This window comes from Nocardia sp. NPDC051321 (assembly GCF_044455225.1).
GTDB lineage: Bacteria > Actinomycetota > Actinomycetes > Mycobacteriales > Mycobacteriaceae > Nocardia.
In genome coordinates this window covers 48,133-72,065 of record NZ_JBITEM010000021.1, presented here as the reverse complement: position 1 = coordinate 72,065, position 23,933 = coordinate 48,133, and the positions used below count along the sequence as shown (strand labels likewise).

The following is a 23,933-nucleotide window of genomic DNA, read 5'->3' as shown; positions in this document are numbered from 1 at the left end:
TCTTTCTAGTCAATGCCTTGCCGGGGATTTCACTGCTCGACACCAACTTCCGGGACATTTCCGGTGGATTCCGCGGCCGCCGCCACCACTCTCGCTTCGACCGATGGTGCCGCATCTACCGCGGGCATCCCCTTGTCGATATCGGATGATCCGGTGCCCGACGGACGCGTCTCCGCCGCGGCCGCTTCGGAATTCGGCAAACCCGCCTCGGTGAACGTCACCCGGATCAGTCGCTCCATCGCCGCGGCCACTGTGTGCAGCGGCGCCTCCGAGCGACGCACCCTGGCCAGCATGGTCGCGCCCTCGTACGCGGCGACCACCGTGGTGGCCAACTCCCCCGCGTCCTGCGCAGACAACCCCAATTCGGCGAGCATCCCGGCGAACGCCTGTTCCATCTCCTCGAAGGCGGACGCGCAGGCGGCGCGGATCGTCTCGACATCGCTGCCGCCGTCCAGCGCGGGTGTGCCGATCGGGCAGCCGTCGTCCCAGGCCGACGCGGCCAGCTTGCCGACCATGAAATCGAAGATGGTGGTGGTCGTCGCGAAGACATCCGTCGGCGCCTGCCGGATCATCCGCCCGGTCAACGTCCCCGTCCCGGTGATGGCGGCGACCGCGATCTCCTCCTTGCCTCCTGGAAAGTGGTGGTAGATCGAGCCATACGGCAATCCGGCCGCCTCGCTCAACGCCTTCAGACCGAACCCGTGATACCCGTGCCGCGCGAGCAGCTCGCACGCGGCGACTTCGATCCGCCGCCTGGACTCCGAAACCATGTGTCTGATTGTGCCCCGGCCGGCGACGCTTCCGATCGGAACGAGCACCGCCGTCACCGGTCTGTGCCGGGACCGCGCCCCTTATGCTTCGTCTCGTGGCGGTACTGGAGGGCGCGCGGCGCAGGACACTGGCATTCGGGCGCCGAGCACTCGGGTTGGACGTGCCGACCGCCGATCACACGATCGCGGTCCTGCACCAGGACGAGACCGAGGTTCCGGGCCTCGACCGGAAAGAACGCGTCCAACTGGACCGCATCCGCCTGATGGGCGCCACCGGCACCGTCCTGATGGCGATCAGCGCGCTAGGCATCGGCGCCCAGCCCGTCCACCAGAACCCCACCTCCGGCGTCCGCGTCCTCGGCATCTTCGCCCGCGCCCACACCGGCTCGCTTGCCATGTGCATGGTCGGCACGGTCGTGGTGGTGCTCGCCTGGCTGCTGCTCGGCCGCTTCGCGGTCGGTGGCATCGGTCGTGCTCCCCTGCGTCGACTGACCCGCTCCCAACTCGATCGCACCCTCCTGCTCTGGATCATCCCGCTCAGCGTCGCGCCACCGCTGTTCAGCAACGACGTGTATTCCTATCTGGCACAAAGCGAAATCGCGGCGCGCGGCATCGATCCTTATCAAGAGGGGCCAGTCGCCGGGCTCGGCATCGATAACGTGCTGACCAACAATGTGCCGAACATCTGGCGCGACACCCCGGCGCCGTACGGGCCGCTGTTCCTCTGGCTCGGCCGCGGCATCGCCGAAATCACGGGCGACAACATCATCGCGGGCGTGTGGGTGCACCGGATGCTCGCGCTGGCGGGTGTCGCGTTGATCGTCTGGGCGCTGCCACGACTTTCGGTGCGTTGCGGAGTGGCGCCGGTGAGCGCGCTGTGGCTCGGTGCCGCAAATCCGCTGGTGCTGTTCCATCTGGTCGGCGGTGTGCACAACGACGCCCTGATGCTCGGTCTGATGCTGGCCGGAATGGAGTTCTGCCTACGGGCAATCGAAGACATACATCCGTTCGACGGGCGGGCATATACGTGGCTGATCGCCGGAGCGATCGTCATAACGCTGTCTTCGTCGGTAAAACTCACGTCGATCGTCGCGCTCGGGTTCGTCGGCATGGCATTGGCCCGCCGGTGGGGATTCAGTCTGCGGAACGTACTCATCGCTGCGGCAATGCTTGGTGCGATTGCTATCGGCGTCACACTTTTCATCGGTTCGATGAGCGGGCTCGGCTTCGGCTGGATCCATACCCTCGGTGTCGCGAACAAAGTGCGGAGCTGGATGTCGGTGCCGACGGTGCTCGGCATCATCGCCGGGTTCGGCGGGGTGTTGCTGGGGCTCGGCGATCACACCACCGCATTGTTGAGTATTACCCGGCCGATCGCCTCGGTGATCACGGCCTTCCTCACCGTGCGCATGCTGGTCGCCACCGGTCTCGGGCGGCTGCATCCGATCGGCGCGCTCGGCGTCTCGATGGGTGCGATCGTGCTGTTGTTCCCCGTCGTGCAGCCTTGGTACGTGCTGTGGGCGATCGTGCCGTTGGCCGCCTGGGCCACCCGGCCAGCGTTCCGTGTTCCCGCCGTTGCCTTCTCTGCGGTTGTCAGCGTCATCCTGATGCCGCGCGGCGCCGACCTCGAGGTGTTCCAGATCGTCGGCGCTGCCATCGCGACCGTGATCGTCTCGGTGCTGTTCATCGTGATCACCCGAAACAAGCTGCCGTGGCGGGCACAGCAGGGGGTGTCGGCTCCGTCACAGACGCCCACGTCTTACGGTGTGACATCGTGACAGCCTCCGGACCTGCCGTTCGCGTCGACGGTGTCGTCAAACGTTATGGCGCGACCACTGCGGTCGATGGTTTGAGCTTCGATGTCGAACGCGCACAAGTACTTGCGCTGCTCGGTCCTAATGGGGCTGGCAAAACCACCACCGTTGAAATGTGCGAGGGGTTCGTGACACCGGACGCGGGCTCGGTGCGCGTCCTAGGGCTTGATCCGATCGCCGATTCTGATCGCTTGCGGGCCCGCATCGGGGTGATGTTGCAGGGGGGCGGCGCCTATCCCGGAGCGAAGGCGGGCGAGATGCTCGATCTGGTGGCTGCCTATTCCGCCGATCCGCTGGATCCGGAGTGGTTGTTGCGGACGCTTGGGTTGCAAGACAATCGGCGGACGCCGTATCGGCGGTTGTCGGGTGGGCAGCAGCAGCGGCTTGCGTTGGCCTGTGCGCTGGTGGGGAAGCCGGAGATCGTGTTCCTGGATGAGCCGACCGCCGGGTTGGACGCGCAGGCTCGGCTGATCGTGTGGGAGCTGATCGACGCGTTGCGGCGGGACGGGGTGACCGTGGTGCTCACCACGCATCTGATGGACGAGGCGGAGCAGCTGGCCGATCAGCTGGTGATCATCGATCATGGGCGGATCGTGGCCTCGGGGACGCCCGCCGAGGTGACCGCGCACGGCGCCGCGGGACAGTTACGCTTTTCCGCCCCACCGAAACTCGATCTCGAACTGTTGAAATCGGCGCTGCCGGAGGGCTTCTCGCCACGGGAGACCACGCCGGGCACGTATCTGGTCGAGGGCGAGATCAATCCGCAGGTGCTTGCGACGGTGACCGCGTGGTGTGCGCGAGTGAACGTGCTGGCCACCGATATTCGGATCGATCAGCGCAGGCTCGAAGATGTCTTCCTGGAACTCACCGGACGGGACCTACGCGGATGACCCAGCCCGATCTGACCGCCAACCGCTTCACGCCGGGCACCTTCGCCCCCGATCCACGGCCGAACTCGCGCGCCGCGATGATGGCGGCGCAGACACGCCTGGAGCTGATCCTGTTGCTGCGCAACGGCGAACAGCTGCTGCTGACCATGTTCATTCCGATCACGCTGCTGGTCGGGCTGAGCCTGCTGCCGTTCGGCGACCTCGGCGACGACCGGGTGGACAAGATCGTGCCCGCGGTGATGATGGTGGCGGTGATGTCGACCGCGTTCACCGGGCAGGCCATCGCCGTCGGCTTCGATCGCCGCTACGGCGCGCTGAAACGGCTCGGCGCCACCGCCTTGCCCCGCTGGGGCATTATCGCGGGCAAGAGCGCGGCGGTGCTGATTGTTGTTGTGCTGCAAGCGATTCTGCTCGGTGCCATCGGCTTCGCGCTGGGCTGGCGACCCGAACCCGCCGGGCTCGCGCTCGGCGCGCTCGTGATCGCGCTCGGCACCGCGACTTTCGCGGCGATGGGCCTGCTGCTCGGCGGCACGCTGAAGGCCGAAATCGTGCTGGCGCTGGCGAACATCCTGTGGTTCGTCATGCTCGGCATCGCCAGCGTGGTATTCGCCTCCGACGACCTGCCCACCGCGGTGAATGTGCTTGCCCGCCTGATCCCCTCCGGCGCGCTGGCGGTCACCCTCGAGGACGCGATGCGCAGCAGCATCGACTGGTTCGGCGTCGCCGTGCTCGCCGCGTGGGGCGCGGTCTCCGGCGTGCTCGCCGCCCGCTACTTCCGCTTCGAATAGGCCGGCTCGGCGGTCCGAGCCCGGTACCAACGACAGCGTGTAGTTGACCGTGCTCTACCATCGTGACGTGCTGTATCGCGCCTTTCTGCGACTCGTCGACAAGCTGCCGCTGCCCTCGCTGCGGGTGCAGCGCCTGATCGCCATCGCGGTGATCCTCTCGCAGGCGGGCATCGCGGTCACCGGGGCTGTCGTCCGGGTCACCGCCTCCGGCCTCGGCTGCCCGACCTGGCCGCAGTGCTTCCCCGGCAGCTTCACCCCCGTCGGCGTCTCCGAGGTGCCGGTGCTGCATCAGACCGTCGAGTTCAGCAACCGGCTGCTCACCTTCGCCGTCTCGCTGTGCGCCGCGCTGATCGTGCTCGCGGTCACCCGCGCCCGGCGCCGCCGCGACGTGCTGACCTACGCCTGGCTGATGCCCGGCGGAACGGTGCTGCAGGCCATCATCGGCGGCATCACCGTGCGCACCGGCCTGCTCTGGTGGACCGTCTCCGTACATCTGCTGGCCTCGATGTTGATGGTCTGGCTGGCCGTGGTGCTCTACGCGAAAATCAATCAACCCGACGACGGCATCGAGGTCGTGCAGGCGCCCGCGCCGTTGCGCTGGCTCACCGCGCTCAGCGGTGTCGCGCTGAGCGGCGTGCTGATCGCGGGCACCCTGGTCACCGGCGCCGGGCCGCACGCGGGCGACAAGAGTATCGAGCGTCCGGTCGAGCGCCTGCAGATCGAAATCGTCACCCTGGTACACCTGCATTCCCAGCTGCTCGTCGGCTATCTGGCGCTGCTGATCGGCCTGGCCTTCGGCCTGTTCGCGGTCGGCATCACCCCCGCGGTCCGCACTCGCCTGTTCGTCCTGCTCGCCCTCGTCTGCTCGCAGGCATTGGTCGGCATCGTGCAGTACTTCACCCACGTCCCAGCAGCTCTCGTGGTCGTCCACGTCGGCGGAGCCGCCGCCTGTGTAGCGGCCACCGCCGCCCTCTGGGCCTCCCTGCGCACCAGAGAAACGGTCGCCACCCCTGCCCCCGCGAAGCAGTCCGCCTGACCCACCGCTCCCCCGTACGTCGCCTTTGTCCGCGACAATCCTTGAAGCGGCCGCCCGTTTCGCCCGCCGTTAAGGTGCGAGCGCGGCACGGACGAACCGGACGAGGTCGGTCCTGACGCGTTCCTGATCCAGGCCGTCGGACCCGTTGCGGACCGCTGACAGCAAGGCGGACAACAGGATCGACAGCAGAATCTCGCCGGTCAGCCGCGGATCGAGCGCGGAGTCCATGTACCCGAGGGCAATGCCGTTCTTGATCCACTCGGTGGCTTCGTCGCCGTAGATCGTCAGGTTCTGGATCGATCGCTCGGCTACCCGGTCATCGATCGAGGTCGCCTCGAGCAGGATGAAGGTCACCAAACCCGGTTCCGCAGCGACCAATTCGTAGCACTGGTCGATGACGCTGGCGGCGAGCGCGCAGAATTCGTCCAGGGTCTGCGGGCGCTGCCCGGCCACCACCCGGCCGAAGACACGGCTGCGGATCAACGCGAAATAGTGGTCGATGACCGCGTCGAGCACGTCGCGCTTGTTGGTGAAGTAGTTGTAGAAGGTGCCGTGGCTTACGCCCGCCCTAGCGACGATGTCGGCGACGACAACAGCGCGATATCCCCTGTCGACGAACAGCTCGTAGGCGGCGAGAACAAGCTCAGCACGACGTTTGGCGACATTCATCGAGCGGGTCCGGCCGTGACGGAATGGCTTGGCCGCAATGCCTTTTCGAGCAGGGTGAGCATGCTGGCGGTGGCTCTTTCCCGCGCCTGCGGCGTGTTGTCGCCGCGCATCTCCTGCAACAACCCGGGTACCACCAGCGTGAGCGTAACGTGCGCGGTCACCTCGGGATCGATGTCCGCGCGAATCCACCCGGCCGCGACGCCGCGTCGAAGTTCTTGCGCCACAAAGGTACTCACCAGCAGTTCGACACCGAGCAGCCGATCGCTGAGCTCCTTGTCGATGGCGCTCGCCTCGACGAGCGCCAGCCGAACGAAGTCCGGATCGTGCTCCAGCATCGCGTACAACCGCGTAATGGCCGCCCGCACCCCGGCGAGCAGCTCCTCGGCCGAGTTCGGACGGCTTAGCAGCGACTGCGGCTCCAGCGCGTCGATTAGCTTCTCGAAGCCGAAATCGACCACATGGTCCAGGATTTCGCGCTTGCTCGCGAAGTACCGGTACACCGTGCCCTGCCCGATACCGGCGTGCGCGGCCACATCGGAGATCGCGGTCGCCTCGTAACCGCGCTCGACGAACACGGCGTACGCCGATTCGATGATCTGCTGTCTGCGTCGTTCCGGCAGACCGGCGAGCGGTGGCCGACCGCGGCGGGGCTGCTCCGGCACAGCACTCCCTCTCGACAGAACAGGACAAATAGCGCGTCAGTTTATCAACGCGCCGGTGTATCACCCTTCGGCCCGTAGTCCACGACCTGCCAGTTGCCGCCGTTCTTCGCCACTGTGACCACCAGCAGGTTCGGCACCGTGGCGGGAGTCGGCTGCTGGATGTTCTGGGTCTTCTGTGTCGCGAAGACCGTCACCGAGTACTGATCGTTGCCCTGCGCGTCCACGGCCGTGCCGAGCACCTGCCCGGTGGCCACCACCTGCGCCTCGGTCATGATCTTCGCCAGCGTGTCGTGCACCTCGTCGTAGCGCTTGCGCAGCGCGTCGGACGTACCGCGCTGCACGCCGTCGAAGAAGGCGGGCAGGTTCTTGTGGTCGTAGGTGAGCGAGCGCAGCGTGTAGTCCTTGGCGATCTCGGCGGCCTTGTCGCGGTCGGCGTTCTGCTGACGCAGTGCGCTGAGATCGTCGGAGGTGGACTGCCAGGACAGGCCGAGGGCGATGCCGAGCACCGTGAGCAGCACCGTAAGGCCGCCAAGGAGGTAGCTGGTTCCGTTGCGCCGCAGTCCCTTCAGCTCTGCGACGGGAGCGGCGACACCTCTATTTGCCGCAGTTCCAACCGCATATGCCGGGGCAGCGACAATCGCCGGAACCGGAGCGGCATCCCGCGGCGGCGGCGCGGCCTCCGACATCGGAGCGGCAACGGCCGCTGGCGTCGAGGCGGCATCGGGGGCTGCGTCCTGACCGGTCTCGGACGCGTCAGCGGGCTCATTGGTGGTCATGATGTCCTCAACTCTCTATTTCGGAACGTCGAGCGTGACGCGAGCGGTCCCGTTCTCCGGGAAGGTCGCCGACAGCAGGTCGATGATCGAACCCGCGTCCACCCGAACGGGTTTCAGCACGCTGGTGGACGGCTTCAACGCGGTGGCGATGTGCGCGAGATCGGGCCCGAGCACCGCGAGGTACTGGTCGATCTTCTGCACCAGCGGCCCGAGCGGCTCATCCCAGACATGCTCGCCCGCATAGGAATAACCCTGGAAACCTTGAATCAGGTGCACCACCTCGGGCAGCAGCTGGGTGAAATCGTCGGCCCAGCCACCGATCACCGGTCCGTACCCGTTGAAGTTCTCGGCGAGGTCCTGCCCGCTCAGATACAGCCGGGTGATCTCGTCCCGCTTGTCGTGCAGCAGCTGCGCCGTCATGGTCAGCGTCCGGGTGAGGTTGGCGATCTCCTTCTCGCGCCCCGCGTAACCCTGCGACAGGATGGCGGCGAGCTGTTCGATCTTCGCCGGATCGATCTGCGAGTTCAGCACATCCAGCTTGGCCAGCGCCTCGCTGACCGTCGTGGCGATCCGAACCTGGTGCGCGGGAATGACACTGCCGTCGGCGAGATACGGGCCCGCCGTACCGGTCGGGCGGAAGTCCATGAACTGCTCGCCCGCCGCGGACAGGTTGCTGACGTGTACCTCGCTGCCGATCGGCACCCGATACTTCGCGTCGAGCTCGATCCGCACCGCCAGCCCGGTGCCGGTGGCGGTGATGGCGCGCACCTTTCCGATCCGCATGCCGCGCAGGTCGACCTGGGAGGTCTGCATCAGCCCGCCGGACGAATCCATCAGCACCGTCACGGTATTCGTCGTGCGACGCGGATCGATGTCGAGCACCCCGACGGCCAGGTACGCGGCGCACACCACCGTCATCACGAGCAACAGCGCCAGCGAGACCGGACCGGACAGCTTCATCGGACCATTCCTATCGACCGCAGCACCTGGATCATCTGGTCCGAGCGAGCCGACGCGTCGGCGGCGACCGCGTCCGCGCTGAGTCGCTGCACCCGAATGTTCGGTGGCGCACTGAAAAACGGGATCAGCTTGTCGCGCAGCAGCCGGTTCATCGCGTCGACATTCATCGGGACCGTGGTGTCCGAGCTCGCGATGGTGAGCGCCGCGGGCGCCAGGACGCTGATGACGTCGTGCAGGTCGCCACGCAGCGGCAGCGCGAGATCGCCTACGTACTGCGCCAATTGGCCGCCGTCGATGATCAGCTGGACCAGGCCGAACAGCACGTCCGATAGACCGGCGGCGCGGCTGGGCCCGAGGGTGAGGGTGCGGTCGACGTTGTCCTTGTTCGCCTCGAGGGTGGTCGTCACGCTGGCCGCGGCGGCCAGGATCCGGTCGATATCGTCGCTGTGCGTGACGAGGTCATGCAGTGCGTTCTTGCCGCCGGTCAGTATTCGCTGCAGATCCGCCGGATCGCTCGGGAAGGCGGCGTTGACGCTGGCGACGAGCTCCTGCATTTCGCCGAAGCGACCGCCGGTGACGATGTTCGACAGCGCCCGCAGAATGTCTTCCACGTTGGCGGCGGGCACCGTGTGCGAGCGCGGGATGACGTCGCCGTTTACCAGGAACGGCGGACCCGCGTTCGGCGGTGCCTGCAGCGCGATATGGATGTCACCGAGGATGGTGCTCTGCCGCAGTTCTGCGGTGGTCGACTTGGGCAGCCGCACATCGGATTTCAGGTCGATGGTGGCGACGGCGGTGTCCCCGATCAGCTCGATCCGGTCGAGCATGCCGACCTCGACGCCCTCGGCGATGACCTTGGCCCGGTCGGGCAGGTTGAGCACCGAACCGAATTCGATCCTGATCGAGAAGGTTTTTCCCGCCAGATACGTTCCGGGAATCGGCACGTCGGTCGCGCGCACACCGCAGCCGGCCAACAGCAGCACCAGTGCGGCGAGCACGGGTATCACTCGCTTCACGGCGCCCCCAACGATCCGAGGATTACCTGGGCCAGACCCGGCTGGCTGCCGTCCGCCGACTCATAGTGCGGCGGGCGGTAATTCACCCGCACCGCACCCGTCGCCGGGTCGAACACCTGAACCAGCCGATTACTCAGCGGCGGCAGCTGCACAAGCAGATCCACGATGCTGCCCGCCAGCACCGCGTACCGATGCGCCTCCGGCACGATCCGATCCAGGAATTCGTAGGACTGTTGATCGTATTTGCCGACATTGCGGGCGATCACCGGCAAAAACTGCAGCGCGAGATCGACCGCCCTGGACAGTTCGGCGGAGAAGCCTTCGACCAGCTGGACGCCGTTCTTCAGATTGTCCAGCAGCGCCTGCATATCCGGCCAGTTGGTGATGAACATCGTGGTGAGCTGGTCGAGGTTGTCGACGAGCCTGCGGATCACCACATCCCGGTCGGCCGGATCACCGATCACCTGAGACAGCCGCTGCAGCAGGGCGTTCCACTGTGGTCCGGTGCCGTCGAGCGAGCGGACCGCGCCGGTGATCGTCTGATCGAGCAGCGTGTCCGAGGGTGCGCCCGGCGTCGGCGACTGTTGCGCGCCGAGCAGATCACCGGAGAGTTTCCCGAGTGCGTCCAACGCTTCGCTGATGCCGACGGGAGTCTTGGTGTGCTCCAGCGGAATACAGGTCGCGGTATCGAATTTCGGCCCGCCGGTGTAGGTCTTGGTCAGCTCGACGTGCCGGTCGGTGACGATCGAACCGGACATGGTCACCGCGCGGATATCAGCGGGCAGCGCGAGCTTGCCGTCGATCGTCATCGACACCCGCATGCGGTCACCGCGCGCCTCGATACCGGAGACGGTGCCCACCTCAACGCCGAGCATGGTGACGCTGTTGCCCTCGTAAAGCCCTACGGTGTCGGTGAATTCGGCGCATAAGGTCTGCTTGGCGGGCTGCACCCGATCGCGCCAGGTCGCACCGCTCACGCCGACCACCACCGCGACCGTGACCACCACGGCGGCGATCAGCACGGCTGCTCTGCCCCAGGCGCGCATCAGCACGTCCTCCCCTCGAACGGAACGCACAGTGCCGGACCGCGAATCACGCTGGCGGACTGGTCGATGGTCACCCCATCCGCGCCGAGCATCGCCGAGATCTTCCCGATGAAGTCCTTGACCCCCGCGACGACCGTGTCGAGCCGGCCGGGATCCTGCACGAGTTTGTTGAACAGGTCCTCGAATTCGGCGACCGACGGCTCGATCGAATCGCCGTAGGCAAGCACCGGCCGATGGATCACCGCGAACAACCGCTTCAACAGTTCGAAGACCTGGACGACCTCGCCCTTGCGCTGGCCGAGCACCACGGCGACGACGCCGAGTTCGCGCACGAAATCGGCGAGCACCGCCCGGTCGGTGGCGATCGCGCCGATGTATTCGTCGGATACCCGCACCGCCGAATCCAGCTGCTTGGACCGGTCGGCCAGCACGCCGGTCAGGTCGTTGAAGTTGCCGATGATCGAGCGCACCGCGTCGGGCTGACCGGCCAGCGCGGCGTTCACCTCGGCGATGGTGCCGCGCAGGGTGGTGCCGTCGACCTGGCCGAGCACCGGCGTGGCCACGTCGAGGATGTCGGTGAGCTCGAACGGTGTGCTGGTCCGCTCCGGCGGAATGTGCTTGCCGCCCAGCGCTGGCTCCCCCTGCGGAGCCAGCGACAGGTAGTGCCCGCCGATCGGGGTCAGCATCTTCACCGCCACCGCCGAGGCGTCGCCGACGTGCACATCGCGGTCGACGCCGAAGCGCACCTCCACGTGGTCGCCCACCAGGTCCACCGAACGGACTTGCCCCACTTTGATTCCCGCGATCCGCACCTCGTCTCCGGAGCGGGCGCCACCGGAGGATCGGAAGTCCGCCGTATAGGACTGCTCGCCGAACGGCACCACGTACAGCACCGCTGCAGCCAGCAGGGCCAGCACGCTCAACAGCACACCCGCTATCCCCCAACGCAATTGGGACCACGACTCCGACTTCGCGGCCCGCAGCTCTTTCAGCTCGCCGAACAGCCGGAACGGTAGCCCCGCCAGTTGCCATGCCGCACCGGTCATTTGCACACCACCAGCTTCTGATTACCGAGCACGACATTGCCGATGCCCGGTATCCCGAGCTCACCACCGGCACACGAATACGTCTTCGCCTCGCCGCTGGCCGGTATGTGCTGGTTGAGGCCGGTCAGCAATGACGGCACCAGCGACAGGATTTCGACCAGCTGATCGGTCTGCGGCAGCAGCCTGCGCAACAACCCGTCCAACGGCAGGTAACTCTGGTCGTAGGCTCCTTGCAGTTCCTCGAGCAGCGGGATGAGCGGCACCAACGTGCGATTGGCCTGCTCGATGGCGGTGATGATGGTCGCGGTCCGGCTGCCGAACGCGTTCAACACGCCGTTCAGCTGTTTGACGAGATCGCCGACCGCCGCGGACTTTCCGCCGATCGACCGGGAGATCTCGCCCAGGTTGTGGATCAGCAGCACGACCACCGCCTCGCTGCTCTTGGCGTGCTTGGTGAGCTGGTCCAGATCGGCGAGCGCGGGGCCGATGCCGCCACCGTCGCCCTGCAGCACCCGCAGGATGTTGGTGCCGAACTGGTTGAGCTGAGCCGTATCCAAGGTCTCGAACAGCGGTTTGAAGCCGTTGAACAGCTTGGACACATCGAAACTCGGGATGGTGCGCTCCACCGGAATGGTGGCACCCGGCGCGAGCCGCACCCCACTGGTTTTCGCGGTCAGCAATTCGATGTAGCGCTGGCCGATCAGATCCTGGTATCGCACAGCGGCTTCGGTGTTGTCGAAGACCGGGCGCTGGCGGTCCACGGTGAACCGGACACGTGCGCGCGTGCCGTCCAGGGACACGGTGTCGACCTTCCCGACCGCCACCCCCGACATCCGGACAACGTCTCCGGCGTAGAGCCCCGAAATGTCGGTGAAGACAGCGTCATAGGAGACCTTGTCCGCCGGCACCGGCGTATTCAGCGCGGCCACGATGAAAGCCGAGCACACCGCGACGATCGCGACGAAGATGCCGAGCTTGACGGCCGCACCGGTCACACTGTTCATCGCGGCGCCCCGATGATCGAATCCGCCAGGTACGGCATGTTTTTCACGATTACCTCGAGTTGCAGCTGTACCCGGCCGTCGATCACCGGGAACGCGCTGTCGATGCGGGCCAGCAGTGCGGGCAATCGGTTGTACGCGGGTGCGACCGTGCCGATCGACGCGCTGATCGGTACCACCAGATCCAGCACTCCGCCGATGATGGCGGCCAGATCGGGGTTGTCCCTGCGCAATAGATCGGTGACGGGCAGTAGCAGCGCGCTGTCCAGACGGGACAGCGAATGCTTGGTCCGCTCCCGGTTCTCCTCGGTGCCGAAATACTCGCTGTTGTCGAGCACGCCGAGAATCACGTCGACCACCGGCGGCGTCACCTGCGCCGCGCCGGCACCGACATCCGCGCCGATGTCCAGGTAATGACCGAGCGGCGCACGCTGATTCATGGCGAGCACGCGCGCGGTGGCGAAGAACGACCGCACCGCCGGACCGAGCGAGGCGGTGTTGTCCAGCAGCAGATCGAACAGCGCGCGCACGGTGTCGGAATCGAGCACCTGGGTCAACCGCGCCGCCCTGCGGAACACGCTCGACACCGTCGCGTTGGTCGCGTTGGCGCCGATGAACAGCGTGGTGTTCTCCGGTAGCCGCCCACCCTTGCCGGTGTTCACCAATTCGATTGCGCTGGAACCGAAGATGTTCGACGAGGTGAACCGCGCCGACACGTCGTCGGTGAGCGCGGCGGCCTGGGTGCGATCCAGCGACAACTCGATGCGCTGGTGCCCGTAGTCGACGGTCTCGACCTTGCGCCCGGTACCGATCCCGAAGCCGCGGAACTTCACCTCCGCCCCCGGCGCGAGCCCCTCGCCGAGGGTGGCCGCGTCGATGGTCAGTGCGAAGGTGTCGGCGAACTTGCCCTGCGCGTATTGCGTGGTGAACACGGCCACCACCAGGATGACCGCGGCGACGACCAGCCCGCGCAGCCGCAGCATCCACCGCCCGGCGGTGCGCCCCGAATGATCAACGAATATCGGCACGCGTCACCCCGAAATCTTGATTCCGACATCGAGACCCCAGAAGACGATCGTTATGATCATGTCTGCGATCACCACGAGTACCAGGCTTGCCCGGATCGCCCGGCCCGACGCGCGCCCGACCCCTTCTGGTCCACCGGTCGCGTAGAAACCCTGGTAGCCGTGGATCAGGATGATCATCACCACGAAGACCGTCGCCTTGATCAGCGACGCGATCACGTCGCCGGGTTGCAGGAAGGCGTCGAAGTAGTGGTAGTAGGTGCCCGAGGATTGACCGTGCAGCACGTTGACGACCACCGCGCAGGACAGGTAGCTGAGGATCAGCGTCAGCAGGTAGAGCGGGACGATGGTGATCATCCCGGCGATCACCCTGGTGCTCACCACGAACGGAATCGGCCGGATGCCAATGGCTTCCAGCGCGTCGATCTCCTCGGAGATGCGCATTGCGCCGATCTCGGCGGTCATCCGGCAGCCCGCCTGCGCCGCGAAACCGATCGCGGCCACCATCGGCGCCATCTCCCTGGTGTTCGCGTACGCGGAGACGAATCCGGTCAATGGACCCATGCCGACCATGTTCAGCGCGGTGAATCCCTCGACGCCGATCGAGCCGCCGACCGCGATGCCGAGGAAGACCAGCACCGCAACGGTGCCGCCACCGACGATGATATTGCCGCTGCCCCAAGTGATATCGGTGAGGATCAGCATGGTCTGACGGCGATAGGCGCGCAGCGTGTGCGGCACCGCGGCGAGCACCTGGATGACGAAAGTCAGTTGGTGGCCGAGTGATTCGAACAGGGTCATGGGTCCGCGCGCGCCGCGCTCGACGAGGCGACCGGCCCGGCCGAACGGCCGATACTGAGCGGGAACTTCAGTCATCAGCCCACCTTTTGCGGCAGAAACATCGAAACCAGCTGGGTGATTACGAGATTCACGCCGAACGCGGCGATCACGCCGATTACCACGGCCGCGTTCACCGCGTTCGCGACGCCCTTCGGCCCGTGCGTCGCCTCCAGCCCGCGCTGGCAGGCGACGATCAGCACGATCACCCCGAATACGACCGACTTCGCGATCGCCACCGCGAGATCGGCCATGGTCGCGAAGGCCGCGAACGAGGAAAGGTAGCTGCCCGGCGTCACCCCCTGGAAGCCCACCGCCACCACGTAACCGGTGAACACACCCATGAAGATGACCAGCAGGCACAGCAGCGGCGTCAGCACGATCATCGCCGCAAGCCGCGGCGTGACCAGCCGTCGCACGGGGTCGATTCCCATGGTGCGCAACGCGTCTACTTCCTCGCGGATCGTGCGGGCCCCGAGATCCGAGGCGATCGCCGACCCGGCCGCGCCGCCGAGCAGCAGCGCGGTCACCATCGGCGCGCCCTGCCGGATGACGCCGAGTCCGCCCGCCGCGCCGGCCACCGAGGTGGCGCCGACCTGCTGGGTCAGGCTGCCGACCTGGACCGAGACGATCACGCCGAACGGAATCGCCACCAGCACAGCGGGAATGGCGGTGACGCTGACGATGAACCAGCCCTGCTGCACCGTCTCCCGCCACGGATGGCGCAGCCTCAGGAGGTCGCCGACGAGGAAGCTGAACGCGGCGGCCGCGAGTTGTATTGTCCGGCCGAAGGTCTGCAGACTCTTCAGCACGAGATCGAATCCCCACCGCACCAGTGGCTCGGACACCCGAGCGACCCTGTCTACGACCACAGCTACCTCTATTCCACCGGCTCCCCCCGGCGAGGCCTAATTTAACCGACTGATATGTCACTCTGCGGCCGTTTCGGCCCGATCGGCCCACCGACTGAGACAGTTGCGGACAAATGCGTTTCCGCGGGCCGACCGGCCGGAAAAAGTCCGGCGGAGCCGGGCGCACTCGGGGCCGCTAACCTGGCCTGCATGGCGGTCATTGTTCTGGTGCCGGACGACTATGGCGTCGCGGCGCTGTCCGGAATCGACGGGGTACAACTGGTGCGATACAGCGCGGGCGAGCCGCTGCCCGACGGCGCGGAACACGCGGAAGTGCTGGTGCCCAAGTTCCTTTCCCGGGCCGACACGGTCGACCTGACCCGACTGCCCAAGCTGCGACTGGTGCAGACGATGACCGCGGGCGCCGAAGGATGGATCAGCCAATTGCCCGACGGGGTGCGCCTATCCACCGGACGCGGCGCACATGGCGGCAGCTCGGCCGAGTGGGTACTGGCCGCGCTCTTGCATATCTACCGTGAACTCGGCGGCTTTACCGATGCCAAGCGCGCGCAGCAATGGACCTTCCATCAGACAGAGACGCTGATCGGCAAACGGATTCTGGTGGTCGGCGCGGGCGACCTGGCCGCCGAATTGATCCGCAGGCTGACCGGCTTCGACACCACGGTGACCCTGGTCGGCAGCCGGGCCCGCGATGGCGTGCACGGCGTCGACGAACTACCCGGCCTGATCCCCGGACATGACGTCGTCGTGCTAACTGTCCCGGTCACTTCCCGGACCACCGGCATGGTCGACGCCGCGTTCCTCGCCGCGATGGACGACAACGCCATTCTGGTCAACATCGCGCGCGGTCCGATCGTCGACACCGACGCCCTGCTCGCCGAACTGCAATCGGGCCGACTGCGCGCCGCGCTGGACGTCACCGACCCCGAACCGCTCCCACCGGGCCACCCGCTATGGACCGCGCCGAACCTGCTACTCACCCCGCACGTCGGCGGCAGCAGCACCGGCAGTTACGAACGCGGCTACGCCGTCGTCCGCGCGGAGATCATCCGCTTCATCGCGGGCGAAGAGCCGAAAAACCTGGTACGCGGCGAATATTGAGCGTCGCGCACCAGGTTCTGCCGAATGACTCCGCAGTCAGCGCGAAGTCGCCGAGCTACTACGGCCGGTCGGCACCGACCTGGCCGTTCTCCGCCGGCTTGACGCCGGAAGTCATTGCCGGGGCCAGTGATTCACGGGCCATCGAGGTGAGCGCGCCCGCCTGCTGAATGATCTCGGCGAGCGCCGAGGTCACCCCCTGGGCACCGTTGAGCACGGTGAAACTGTCGATGTGCTCGAACGGGGCCGCGGCCGCCGCGACGATCTGCGGCAGTTTCTCGGCGATCTGCTGGGCGATCACCGCCTCCTGGTTCTGACTCATCGCCTCGGACCGCAGCTGGATACCCGCAGCCTCGGCTGCCATGTGCGCGCGGACCGCGTCCGCCTCGGCCAGGCCGCGTGCCTTGATCGCGTCGGCTTCCGCTTGGCCGGCCAGGCGGGTGGCGTCGGCCTGTGCCGCCGCGCGCAGCTTGATCGACTCCGCCTCGGCGAGGGCCTGCATCTTCGTCTGTGCCGCAGCGGCTTCCGCGCGCAACCTGGTTTCCTGGGCATCGGCCTCGGCCTGGCTGATCCTGGCGTCGCGGTTGGCGGTCGCGAGGGTTGTCTGCCGGTAGGCCTCGGCGTCGGCGGGCTTGCGCACGTCCACCTGCAGCTGCTGTTCCATCTGCTGCGCTTCCAGCTGGGAGACCTTCGTCGCCACCTCGACCACCGCCTGCCGCGCCGTGGCCTCCGCGAGCGGGCCCTGCTGTGCGGCTTCCTGACTGGCGCTGTCGATCTCGGCCTGATACTCCGCCTTCTTGATCTGGGTGTCGCGCATAGCGAGCGCGATCTGCCGCTGCGCCGCCTGCTCCTGCTCGATGGCCTCCCGGTCGGCGTTGGCCCGCGCGATCCGCGCCTTCTGCTCGACCGCCGCCTGATGCGGAATCGCCAGGTTGGCAATGTAATTGGAGCCACTGGCGATCGATTGGATCTGGAAACTGTCGATTACCAGGCCGAAGGACTCCATCTCCTGTGAGCACCGGTCACGCACCTGCTCGGAGAACTTGTCCTGATCGCTGATCATGTCCTCGACGGTCATCGAGCCCGCGATGGCCCGCAGGTGCCCGACAAACACGTTCTGCACCTTGGTTTCCAGCTCCTCGGCCGGACGATCCAGGAAGCGGCGCGCCGCGTTGGCGATGGACCGGTAGTCGTCGCCGATCTTGTACACCACCACCCCGCCGAGTTGCAGGTTGATCTTCTGCTGGCTCACGCACGGCACCTGGATCTGGCTCTCGTGTGCTTCCAGCGAAATGAAGCGCACCTTGGTGAGGCCGGGCATGACGAAGCAGCCGCGGCCGGTGACGATCCGGAAGCCCATGCTCTCGCCGACCCCTGATGGTCCTTCACCCGCGCGGAAACCCGAAATAATCAGTGCCTCATCGGGTTCCGCGACCCGCCAGGACAGGCGGAACAGCACGGCCAATGCGATAAGAGCGACGACGACGAACCCGATGACGACCAAAAGTTGGACGTCCATGATGCACCTTCATTTCCAGGGAGTGACTTCGACCGTGCGCCCGCCCAGGCTCCCCGTCACGAGAACCTGGGTGTGCTTCGGAATGGTTGTCGTCCCGTCGGCGGCCCGCGCCAGGAATCGTTCGGTCCCCGCCCGCACCTCGATCACCACCTCACCGAGATGGTCCGGCCGGATTGCCGCGGTCACGCGCGCAATCTTGCCGATTACATCTGTCGCCACCACTCCTCCGACCCCGCCGCAGTTCGACCCTTCACGGTGACCCCACCGAATCCCCTGCCGCAAGCATTTTTACAAAACCGATACGGGGTCAGCCGACGGGGGCGGTCGGGTTCGGACCGATCCACTGGGCGAATAGGTGGTCTACGCCGCCTGTGGCGAGTTGTGTTGCTAGCCAAGCGTTGAGCGCGGTGGACAGAAGTGGGGCGTCCTTGCGGATCAGCAGCACCTTGCCGAACGAGTCGAATGGCTTGTCGGGGTGCAGGACCTGGAGGGCGGGGTGTTGACGAACGCGGTAGCGGCCCTCGACGCCGTCGGTGACGAAGACGTCGACTCGGCCCTGTTCGACCTCGTCGAAGATGGTGAGATTCTCCGGCCAGAGGGTGAGTTGGGCGTCGGGGAAGTTCTTGCGGGCGAACTCCTCGTTGGTGCCGCCGCGGTTCGCGATCACCCGCACCTCGGGGCGGTTGATCTGCTCGATCGTCGAGTAGTCGGTGTCGTTGCCGCGCCGGGTGATCGGCGTCTTGCCGTCGGTGCCGTAGGTGATCGAGAAGTCGGCGAAGGCGCGGCGGGCGGGCGAGTCGGAGATGCCGCCGACGGCGATATCGCACTGTCGCTCAGCGAAATCCGTCCTCAGGGTCGCCCAAGTGACCGGAACGAATTCGGCCGGTCGGCGGAGGACCTCGGCGAAGCCGCGCGCCAGATCGATGTCTACGCCCCGATATTCGCCCGCCCCCTCGGCGATCGCATACGGCGGATAGTCCCCCGGCGTGCACACGCGCAGGGCATTCGGCTCGGCTCCGGCCGGAATCGCCGGTGCGACAAGGACTGTCCCGGCCAGCAGCGCCGCGCCGACCAGTCGTGTTCCGCGCATCGCTCAGCTCTCGTTGCGCGCCTTGGGGAACTTCTTCTGCCGGGCTACCCAGCCCGCCATCTTGGTCCAGTGCGACTTGCGCGGGGTGACGATCGAGGTGAGCTCGCGGTCCCACTCGTCGGCCTCGGTGAGGCCGTCGACGGTGGCGACGAGCTCCTTCGCGGTCGCCAGGTCGGCGACGACGCGGTCGCCGAGGATGCCGTCGGCACCGACCAGCGTCACGCGGACACCGGCGCGGCCGACCGGCTGCAGCACGGCGGTGGCCGAACCGTCGTGATCGGCGACGAATCCCTTGACGGACTCCACGAGGGCGCCCGACAACTTCACTGGGGCCGTGGCGGCATGAGCACTCATGGACCGTAGTTTACCGACCAGTAGGAAACGGTCCAGTCCCCGTGCCGGATTGTCGGCGCGCGCAGGCCCTCCTCCGGATCGGACGCCCATGCCGAGTGGGTGTAGAACAGAACTCATGCGTGCGATCCAGGTGTCCGAACACGGTGGTCCCGAAGTACTGCGGTACGTCGATGTGCCAGACCCACAAATCGGCCCTGATCAGCTGCTCGTCGACGTACAAGCGGTCGGCATCAACTACATCGACACCTACATTCGCACCGGGCGTTATCCGCAAGCCGTGCCCTACATCCCCGGCTCCGAGGCCACCGGTGTGGTCTCTCAGGTCGGCGCGGCTGTCACCGAGTTCGCGGTCGGCGACCGGGTGGCCTGGGCGACTGGACCCGGCAGTTACGCCGAGAAGGTCGCGGTGAACGCCGCAGTCGCCATCCAGGTGCATGACGATGTCGAGCCGCCGGTCGCCGCCTCCGCGTTGCTTCAAGGGATGACCGCGCACTACCTGCTCGAATCGATCTACACACCTGAGCCCGGCGAGACTGTCCTCGTGCATGCGGGCGCGGGCGGCGTCGGCCTGATCCTGACCCAGCTCGCCGTGGCCCGCGGCGCCCGGGTGATCAGCACGGTGTCCACCGACGCGAAGGAAAAGTTGTCCCGCGAGGCGGGCGCCGCCGAGGTGCTGCGCTACGACGACAACCTCGCCGACCACGTCCGCGCGCTCACCAACGGCGTCGGCGTCGCCGCCGTTTACGACGGAGTCGGCGCGTCCACCTTCGAGGCGAGTCTCGCGTCGCTGCGCGTGCGCGGCATGCTCGCCCTCTTCGGCGCGGCCAGCGGCCCCGTCCCGCCCTTCGACCTGCAGCGCCTCAACGGCGCGGGTTCCCTCTTCGTCACCCGCCCCAGTCTCGCCTTCTACACCCGCGACCGCGCCGAATTGACCTGGCGCGCAACGGATGTCTTCAACGCCATCGCCGAAGGCACCCTACGCATCCTGGTCGGCGAAACCTACCCCCTCGCCGAGGCCGAACGCGCCCACCGCGACCTCGAGGCCCGCAAGACAACCGGCTCGATCGTCCTGATCCCCTAACCCGCCGCGTTAGTAGTCGAGCCCGGTGAGACCTCGGTAGATGAAGCGGGTCAAAGCTTCTACCGCCTGCTTGTCGGTCAGTTCGACGGTGCCTTCTTCGACGGCCTGCACCATGCCGGTGGTGAGCAAGAACATCATGGCCAGGCTCGCATCCGGCGTGCTCGGCAAGGTGAGCCCACGCGGACCGAACCCGTCCAGATGATCGGCGATGTCGCGTCGCTGCTGAATCGCGAATTGCCCCGCCTGCCTGGCGAATTCGTCGTTGACCAGAGCCGCTTGCTGGATCGATCGAAATACCGCCCAGTGCTGCCTCGCCGCGACCCAGTACCCCTCGACGTGGAAGCGGATCGCCGCCGGATCGGTGAAGTCCGGGCTGTGGTCGGGGCCTTCCGCCGTCACATCACCCGCTGCCGCGACGTCGTTCAGCAGCGCCTGGAGTAGTTCTTCCTTGCTCGCGAAATGGTTGTAGAACGACCCGGCCGCGCGATTGGCCGCGGTCGTGATGTCGACGATCTTGGTGTTCAGGTAGCCACGCTCCGCGAACAGCCGTAGGGCCGCCGCCTTCAGCGCGAGCTCGGTCTCGGCCGACTTCTCCTTGCGACTCATCGACACCTGCACCCACCTCCTTGACAGGGAACGTACCAACTCCAATACTGAATCAGAATTCATTGAATGTTGGTTCATCTAGGAGAAATCGTGCAGAACCAGGTACTCGTCGCCGGTGCCGGACCCACCGGCCTGACCCTCGCCCTCGATCTGGCCCGCCGGAATATCCCGGTGCGCGTCATCGACCAGGCCACCGAGTTCTTCGCAGGCTCGCGCGGCGACGGCATCCAGCCCCGCACCCTGGAGGTGTTCGACGACCTCGGCGTGCTGGACGCGGTACTGGCCGCGGGCATCCCGGTGCCGATCATGCGGGCCTACCTCGGCGGCGAGTTCGCCGGTGAGCGCCGGATGTGGGAGCCGATCGCGCCGACGCCCGCACTCCCCTACCCCAATCCGTGGGTGCTCGGGCAGTCCAGGACCGAGGCGATCCTGCGCGATCGACTCGCCGAATTCGGTGTGCGTGTCGAACTCGGCACGGCCCTGGCGCAATTCGCACAGGACGCGACCGGCGTCACCGCGACGCTGACCCGCGACGGCGTCGACGAGACCGTCCGCGCCGCCTACCTGGTCGGCGCAGACGGCGGCAGCAGCACGGTACGTAAGGCGCTCGGCATCGCGTTCGAGGGCAGCACCGACGAATCACTGCGGATCCTGCTCGGCGATGTCCGGGCCGACGCACTCGACCACGAGTTCGGCTACTGGTTCGCCGGGGCCGATCGGCCGATGGAGGGAATCGCCATGTCCCCCTTGCCCGGTGGACACCAGTTCCAGTTCGCGGCCCCGCTGACCGGCGATGCCGAGCCGACTCTCGCCGTCCTCCAGGAGTATGTCGACCGCTACTCCGGCCGCACCGACATCACGCTGACCGACCTGACCTGGGTGACGGTGTGGCGGCCGAATGTCCGGCTGGCCGAACGGTTCCGCGACGGACGCGTCTTCCTGGCCGGCGACGCGGCGCACGTGCATCCGCCCACCGGCGGGCAGGGCATGAACACGGGCATCCAGGACGCGTACAACCTCGGATGGAAGCTGGCCGCCGCGCTGCACGGTGACGAATCACTGTTGGACAGCTACGAATCCGAGCGCCGAACGGTCGCCGCCCGGGTGCTCGGCGTGAGCTCGGCATTGCTGGACAAACTGGTCGACGGTGCCGAAGACGCGATGGAACGCGGCCCGGAAACCCAGCAGCTCGACATCAGCTACCGCGACATCAACGACCACCGGCCGCTCGTCGCGGGCGATCGCGCTCCCGACGCACCGCTGAAAGACATGGCAGGCAACCCGATTCGCTTGTTCGACCTGTTCCGTGGTCCGCACGCGACGGTGCTGTGCTTCGGCGAGGCCGGTGAACTTCCGGAGGAACCGGGCGTGGCGGTCTACGTAGTGGTCCGCCCCGGCACCGCGGCGTCCGAGCGGCACGTCATCGATATCGAAGGCCACGCGTTCACCGCGTATGCCGCCGAGCCCGGTACTCGCGTCCGGATCCGTCCCGACGGCTACCTCGGCCACCGCGCCTGAACTGCCGCGGACATCTCGTCCTGCCGCTCACGAATTCGTCGGCAAATCCCGGCGCAGGAGGGACGCGCTATCGGATCCGTGCGCTTAGAACAGACTGCCGATCGTGTCCCAGCCGAGCACCGAATCCACCGCGAGGCCGCAGAACACCACGGCGAGATAGTTGTTCGACTGCAAGAACAACCGCAGCGGCTTCACCGACTCACCGCGCCGCACGCCGGAGTAGAGCTGGTGCGCCATCAGCAGGAACCACGCTCCGGCCACCAGCGCAACGGCCGCGTAGACCACGCCGGTCGCCGGGACCAATGCGAGCGTGGTGAGCACGGTGAGCCAGGTGTAGATGACGATCTGCTTGGTCACCACCTGCTCGGTCGCCACCACCGGCAGCATCGGGACGCCCGCCGCGCGGTAGTCCTCCTTGTAGCGCATGGCCAGCGCCCAGGTGTGCGGCGGCGTCCAGAAGAAGATGACACCGAACAGCGCGATCGCCGGCCAGCCGATGCCGCCGGTGGCCGCGGACCAGCCGACCAGGGCGGGCATGCAGCCCGCGGCGCCGCCCCACACCACGTTCTGTGAGGTGCGGCGCTTGAGACCGAGGGTGTAGACGAAGACGTAGAACAGGATCGTCGCGACCACCAGCACGCCGCTGAGCAGATTCGCCTGCCACCACAACCAGGCGAACGAGGCCAGGCCGAGCAGCACACCGAACACGAAGGCGTGCGAGGTGGGCACCGCCTCCCTGGCCAGCGGGCGCTTCGCGGTCCGCTTCATCACCTTGTCGATATCGGCGTCGGCGACGCAGTTCAGGGTGTTCGCGCTGGCCGCGCCCATCCAGCCACCGAAAAGGGTGACCAGGATGAGGCGGATGTCGATGTGCCCGCGGTCGGCGAGCAGCATCGTCGGAATCGTCGCGACCAGCAGCAGTTCGATGACCCGCGGCTTGGTGAGCGCGATGTACGCGAGCACCCGCCGGGTCAGTCGGGACGGCAGGCCAGGACCCGTGAACCGGTCGGCCAGCACCGTGGGAGCGGAGCCGTGCGCGTCATTGCCACCCGGCTGTTGCCCAATCCGCACTGTTTCTCCTCGCACGCTGTGCATCGCATCCGGCATGGACCAAGCAGCGCGCTCGGTCCCGCCGACCTGGATGCGCGAGAGCTGGACCTTCGCCCGCCTCGGCGCCCCTTCGGCCGTGCGGCGCGGCTACTACTACAGAGGATGGTAGACCCCCGCCGACCCTGCTCCGCGCATAGCCCCACGCAACAAGTTCCGAAATGTGGTCCAGCACACGGGGCAATACGCACCGCGCGGCAGCACACACTCCTGTAGCGAACCCCCTCGTGACATATCGCCCCAACCCGCCCCGCACAAAGCGAGTCATACGAGCGCGTTCGCGGCCCGTCGCGCGTCCGAGCTGTCGAAGCGCATGCGCCGCAGGCGCGAGTCTCGACAGCTCGGACGCGCG

25 protein-coding genes are annotated in these 23,933 nt (G+C 66.8%); 7 read left to right on the top strand and 18 right to left on the bottom strand.

All coding sequences use genetic code 11. The features are described from left to right. Positions 1-29: 29 nt before the first annotated feature. Positions 30-770 carry a TetR/AcrR family transcriptional regulator gene (locus ACIA8C_RS38615; protein ID WP_397143628.1) on the bottom strand — a complete coding sequence of 247 codons (741 nt, stop codon included), beginning with the start codon at positions 768-770 and terminating at the stop codon, positions 30-32. Between the two features lie 83 nt (positions 771-853). On the opposite strand from ACIA8C_RS38615, the gene mptB reads away from it, so the two are divergent. The 4 genes from mptB (at position 854) to ACIA8C_RS38595 (ending at position 5,298) form a co-directional block, all read left to right on the top strand. Continuing rightward, positions 854-2,548, top strand: a complete 1,695-nt coding sequence (gene mptB, locus ACIA8C_RS38610; protein ID WP_397143626.1) for a polyprenol phosphomannose-dependent alpha 1,6 mannosyltransferase MptB — start codon at positions 854-856, stop codon at positions 2,546-2,548. After that, complete coding sequence (locus ACIA8C_RS38605; RefSeq protein WP_397143782.1) at positions 2,542-3,474, top strand: ABC transporter ATP-binding protein; 933 nt, start codon at positions 2,542-2,544, stop codon at positions 3,472-3,474. The genes mptB and ACIA8C_RS38605 overlap by 7 nt, the downstream gene beginning before the upstream one ends. Beyond that, the gene (locus tag ACIA8C_RS38600) at positions 3,471-4,262 is read left to right on the top strand and encodes an ABC transporter permease (protein ID WP_397143624.1); all 792 of its coding nucleotides are present in this window, start codon (positions 3,471-3,473) and stop codon (positions 4,260-4,262) included. The genes ACIA8C_RS38605 and ACIA8C_RS38600 overlap by 4 nt, the downstream gene beginning before the upstream one ends. 67 nt (positions 4,263-4,329) lie before the next feature. Next, positions 4,330-5,298, top strand: a complete 969-nt coding sequence (locus ACIA8C_RS38595; protein ID WP_397143780.1) for a heme A synthase — start codon at positions 4,330-4,332, stop codon at positions 5,296-5,298. A 69-nt stretch (positions 5,299-5,367) separates the two neighbouring features. On the opposite strand, the gene ACIA8C_RS38590 is transcribed toward ACIA8C_RS38595, so the two are convergent. The 11 genes from ACIA8C_RS38590 to ACIA8C_RS38540 form a co-directional block, all read right to left on the bottom strand. Continuing rightward, positions 5,368-5,967 (bottom strand): TetR/AcrR family transcriptional regulator, encoded by a 600-nt coding sequence (locus ACIA8C_RS38590; RefSeq protein WP_397143622.1) that lies wholly within the window; start codon positions 5,965-5,967, stop codon positions 5,368-5,370. After that, positions 5,964-6,629 carry a TetR/AcrR family transcriptional regulator gene (locus ACIA8C_RS38585; protein WP_397143620.1) on the bottom strand — a complete coding sequence of 222 codons (666 nt, stop codon included), beginning with the start codon at positions 6,627-6,629 and terminating at the stop codon, positions 5,964-5,966. The genes ACIA8C_RS38590 and ACIA8C_RS38585 overlap by 4 nt, the downstream gene beginning before the upstream one ends. A 44-nt stretch (positions 6,630-6,673) precedes the next feature. Continuing rightward, a complete protein-coding gene (locus ACIA8C_RS38580; protein WP_397143618.1) occupies positions 6,674-7,405 on the bottom strand; it encodes a hypothetical protein in 732 nt (243 codons plus the stop codon). Between the two features lie 15 nt (positions 7,406-7,420). After that, positions 7,421-8,365 (bottom strand): MlaD family protein, encoded by a 945-nt coding sequence (locus ACIA8C_RS38575; RefSeq protein ID WP_397143616.1) that lies wholly within the window; start codon positions 8,363-8,365, stop codon positions 7,421-7,423. Continuing rightward, the gene (locus ACIA8C_RS38570) at positions 8,362-9,381 is read right to left on the bottom strand and encodes an MlaD family protein (RefSeq protein WP_397143614.1); all 1,020 of its coding nucleotides are present in this window, start codon (positions 9,379-9,381) and stop codon (positions 8,362-8,364) included. The genes ACIA8C_RS38575 and ACIA8C_RS38570 overlap by 4 nt, the downstream gene beginning before the upstream one ends. Next, positions 9,378-10,457: an MCE family protein gene (locus ACIA8C_RS38565; protein WP_397143612.1), complete on the bottom strand. Its 1,080-nt coding sequence runs from the start codon at positions 10,455-10,457 to the stop codon at positions 9,378-9,380. Before ACIA8C_RS38565 ends, ACIA8C_RS38570 begins: the two co-directional genes overlap by 4 nt. Next, positions 10,427-11,473 carry an MlaD family protein gene (locus ACIA8C_RS38560; RefSeq protein WP_397143610.1) on the bottom strand — a complete coding sequence of 349 codons (1,047 nt, stop codon included), beginning with the start codon at positions 11,471-11,473 and terminating at the stop codon, positions 10,427-10,429. Before ACIA8C_RS38560 ends, ACIA8C_RS38565 begins: the two co-directional genes overlap by 31 nt. Further along, positions 11,470-12,477, bottom strand: coding sequence for an MlaD family protein (locus ACIA8C_RS38555; RefSeq protein ID WP_397143608.1), 1,008 nt, complete (start codon positions 12,475-12,477; stop codon positions 11,470-11,472). Before ACIA8C_RS38555 ends, ACIA8C_RS38560 begins: the two co-directional genes overlap by 4 nt. Next, complete coding sequence (locus ACIA8C_RS38550) at positions 12,474-13,502, bottom strand: MlaD family protein (RefSeq protein ID WP_397143606.1); 1,029 nt, start codon at positions 13,500-13,502, stop codon at positions 12,474-12,476. Before ACIA8C_RS38550 ends, ACIA8C_RS38555 begins: the two co-directional genes overlap by 4 nt. Positions 13,503-13,505: 3 nt before the next feature. Then, the gene (locus ACIA8C_RS38545; RefSeq protein ID WP_397143778.1) at positions 13,506-14,300 is read right to left on the bottom strand and encodes an MlaE family ABC transporter permease; all 795 of its coding nucleotides are present in this window, start codon (positions 14,298-14,300) and stop codon (positions 13,506-13,508) included. A gap of 74 nt (positions 14,301-14,374) precedes the next feature. Beyond that, positions 14,375-15,208, bottom strand: coding sequence for an MlaE family ABC transporter permease (locus tag ACIA8C_RS38540; RefSeq protein WP_396990937.1), 834 nt, complete (start codon positions 15,206-15,208; stop codon positions 14,375-14,377). A 189-nt stretch (positions 15,209-15,397) separates the two neighbouring features. Here ACIA8C_RS38540 and ACIA8C_RS38535 point away from each other — a divergent pair, with 189 nt between their 5' ends. Next, complete coding sequence (locus ACIA8C_RS38535) at positions 15,398-16,309, top strand: 2-hydroxyacid dehydrogenase (RefSeq protein ID WP_397143604.1); 912 nt, start codon at positions 15,398-15,400, stop codon at positions 16,307-16,309. A 58-nt stretch (positions 16,310-16,367) separates the two neighbouring features. Here the strand turns inward: ACIA8C_RS38535 and ACIA8C_RS38530 are convergent, their stop codons facing one another. From ACIA8C_RS38530 to ACIA8C_RS38515, 4 genes are all read right to left on the bottom strand, one after another. After that, the gene (locus ACIA8C_RS38530; RefSeq protein WP_397143602.1) at positions 16,368-17,825 is read right to left on the bottom strand and encodes a flotillin family protein; all 1,458 of its coding nucleotides are present in this window, start codon (positions 17,823-17,825) and stop codon (positions 16,368-16,370) included. Between the two features lie 9 nt (positions 17,826-17,834). Then, a complete protein-coding gene (locus ACIA8C_RS38525; protein ID WP_397143600.1) occupies positions 17,835-18,011 on the bottom strand; it encodes a hypothetical protein in 177 nt (58 codons plus the stop codon). A gap of 121 nt (positions 18,012-18,132) precedes the next feature. Next, the gene (locus ACIA8C_RS38520) at positions 18,133-18,915 is read right to left on the bottom strand and encodes a transporter substrate-binding domain-containing protein (RefSeq protein ID WP_397143598.1); all 783 of its coding nucleotides are present in this window, start codon (positions 18,913-18,915) and stop codon (positions 18,133-18,135) included. A gap of 3 nt (positions 18,916-18,918) precedes the next feature. Further along, positions 18,919-19,269 (bottom strand): hypothetical protein, encoded by a 351-nt coding sequence (locus tag ACIA8C_RS38515; protein ID WP_397143596.1) that lies wholly within the window; start codon positions 19,267-19,269, stop codon positions 18,919-18,921. Positions 19,270-19,384: 115 nt separating this feature from the next. On the opposite strand from ACIA8C_RS38515, the gene ACIA8C_RS38510 reads away from it, so the two are divergent. Beyond that, a complete protein-coding gene (locus ACIA8C_RS38510) occupies positions 19,385-20,350 on the top strand; it encodes a quinone oxidoreductase family protein (RefSeq protein ID WP_397143594.1) in 966 nt (321 codons plus the stop codon). Between the two features lie 9 nt (positions 20,351-20,359). On the opposite strand, the gene ACIA8C_RS38505 is transcribed toward ACIA8C_RS38510, so the two are convergent. Beyond that, positions 20,360-20,956: a TetR/AcrR family transcriptional regulator gene (locus tag ACIA8C_RS38505; RefSeq protein ID WP_397143776.1), complete on the bottom strand. Its 597-nt coding sequence runs from the start codon at positions 20,954-20,956 to the stop codon at positions 20,360-20,362. 90 nt (positions 20,957-21,046) lie between these two features. On the opposite strand from ACIA8C_RS38505, the gene ACIA8C_RS38500 reads away from it, so the two are divergent. Beyond that, positions 21,047-22,474, top strand: coding sequence for an FAD-dependent monooxygenase (locus ACIA8C_RS38500; protein WP_397143592.1), 1,428 nt, complete (start codon positions 21,047-21,049; stop codon positions 22,472-22,474). Positions 22,475-22,558: 84 nt separating this feature from the next. On the opposite strand, the gene ACIA8C_RS38495 is transcribed toward ACIA8C_RS38500, so the two are convergent. Further along, entirely contained in the window at positions 22,559-23,545 is a 987-nt protein-coding gene (locus ACIA8C_RS38495) for a heme o synthase (protein WP_397143590.1), read from the bottom strand. Positions 23,546-23,933: the final 388 nt, after the last annotated feature.

Bases quoted from the DNA above. Each gene is read 5' to 3' on its own strand.
- ACIA8C_RS38600 (WP_397143624.1), top strand. From the start codon at position 3,471: ATGACCCAGCCCGATCTGACCGCCAACCGCTTCACGCCGGGCACCTTC.
- ACIA8C_RS38535 (WP_397143604.1), top strand. From the start codon at position 15,398: ATGGCGGTCATTGTTCTGGTGCCGGACGACTATGGCGTCGCGGCGCTG.
- ACIA8C_RS38545 (WP_397143778.1), bottom strand. From the start codon at position 14,300: ATGACCCTGTTCGAATCACTCGGCCACCAACTGACTTTCGTCATCCAG.
- mptB (WP_397143626.1), top strand. From the start codon at position 854: ATGCTTCGTCTCGTGGCGGTACTGGAGGGCGCGCGGCGCAGGACACTG.
- ACIA8C_RS38510 (WP_397143594.1), top strand. From the start codon at position 19,385: ATGCGTGCGATCCAGGTGTCCGAACACGGTGGTCCCGAAGTACTGCGG.
- ACIA8C_RS38515 (WP_397143596.1), bottom strand. From the start codon at position 19,269: ATGAGTGCTCATGCCGCCACGGCCCCAGTGAAGTTGTCGGGCGCCCTC.
- ACIA8C_RS38520 (WP_397143598.1), bottom strand. From the start codon at position 18,915: ATGCGCGGAACACGACTGGTCGGCGCGGCGCTGCTGGCCGGGACAGTC.
- ACIA8C_RS38575 (WP_397143616.1), bottom strand. From the start codon at position 8,365: ATGAAGCTGTCCGGTCCGGTCTCGCTGGCGCTGTTGCTCGTGATGACG.
- ACIA8C_RS38505 (WP_397143776.1), bottom strand. From the start codon at position 20,956: ATGAGTCGCAAGGAGAAGTCGGCCGAGACCGAGCTCGCGCTGAAGGCG.
- ACIA8C_RS38580 (WP_397143618.1), bottom strand. From the start codon at position 7,405: ATGACCACCAATGAGCCCGCTGACGCGTCCGAGACCGGTCAGGACGCA.
- ACIA8C_RS38530 (WP_397143602.1), bottom strand. From the start codon at position 17,825: ATGGACGTCCAACTTTTGGTCGTCATCGGGTTCGTCGTCGTCGCTCTT.
- ACIA8C_RS38560 (WP_397143610.1), bottom strand. From the start codon at position 11,473: ATGACCGGTGCGGCATGGCAACTGGCGGGGCTACCGTTCCGGCTGTTC.
- ACIA8C_RS38555 (WP_397143608.1), bottom strand. From the start codon at position 12,477: ATGAACAGTGTGACCGGTGCGGCCGTCAAGCTCGGCATCTTCGTCGCG.
- ACIA8C_RS38590 (WP_397143622.1), bottom strand. From the start codon at position 5,967: ATGAATGTCGCCAAACGTCGTGCTGAGCTTGTTCTCGCCGCCTACGAG.
- ACIA8C_RS38615 (WP_397143628.1), bottom strand. From the start codon at position 770: ATGGTTTCGGAGTCCAGGCGGCGGATCGAAGTCGCCGCGTGCGAGCTG.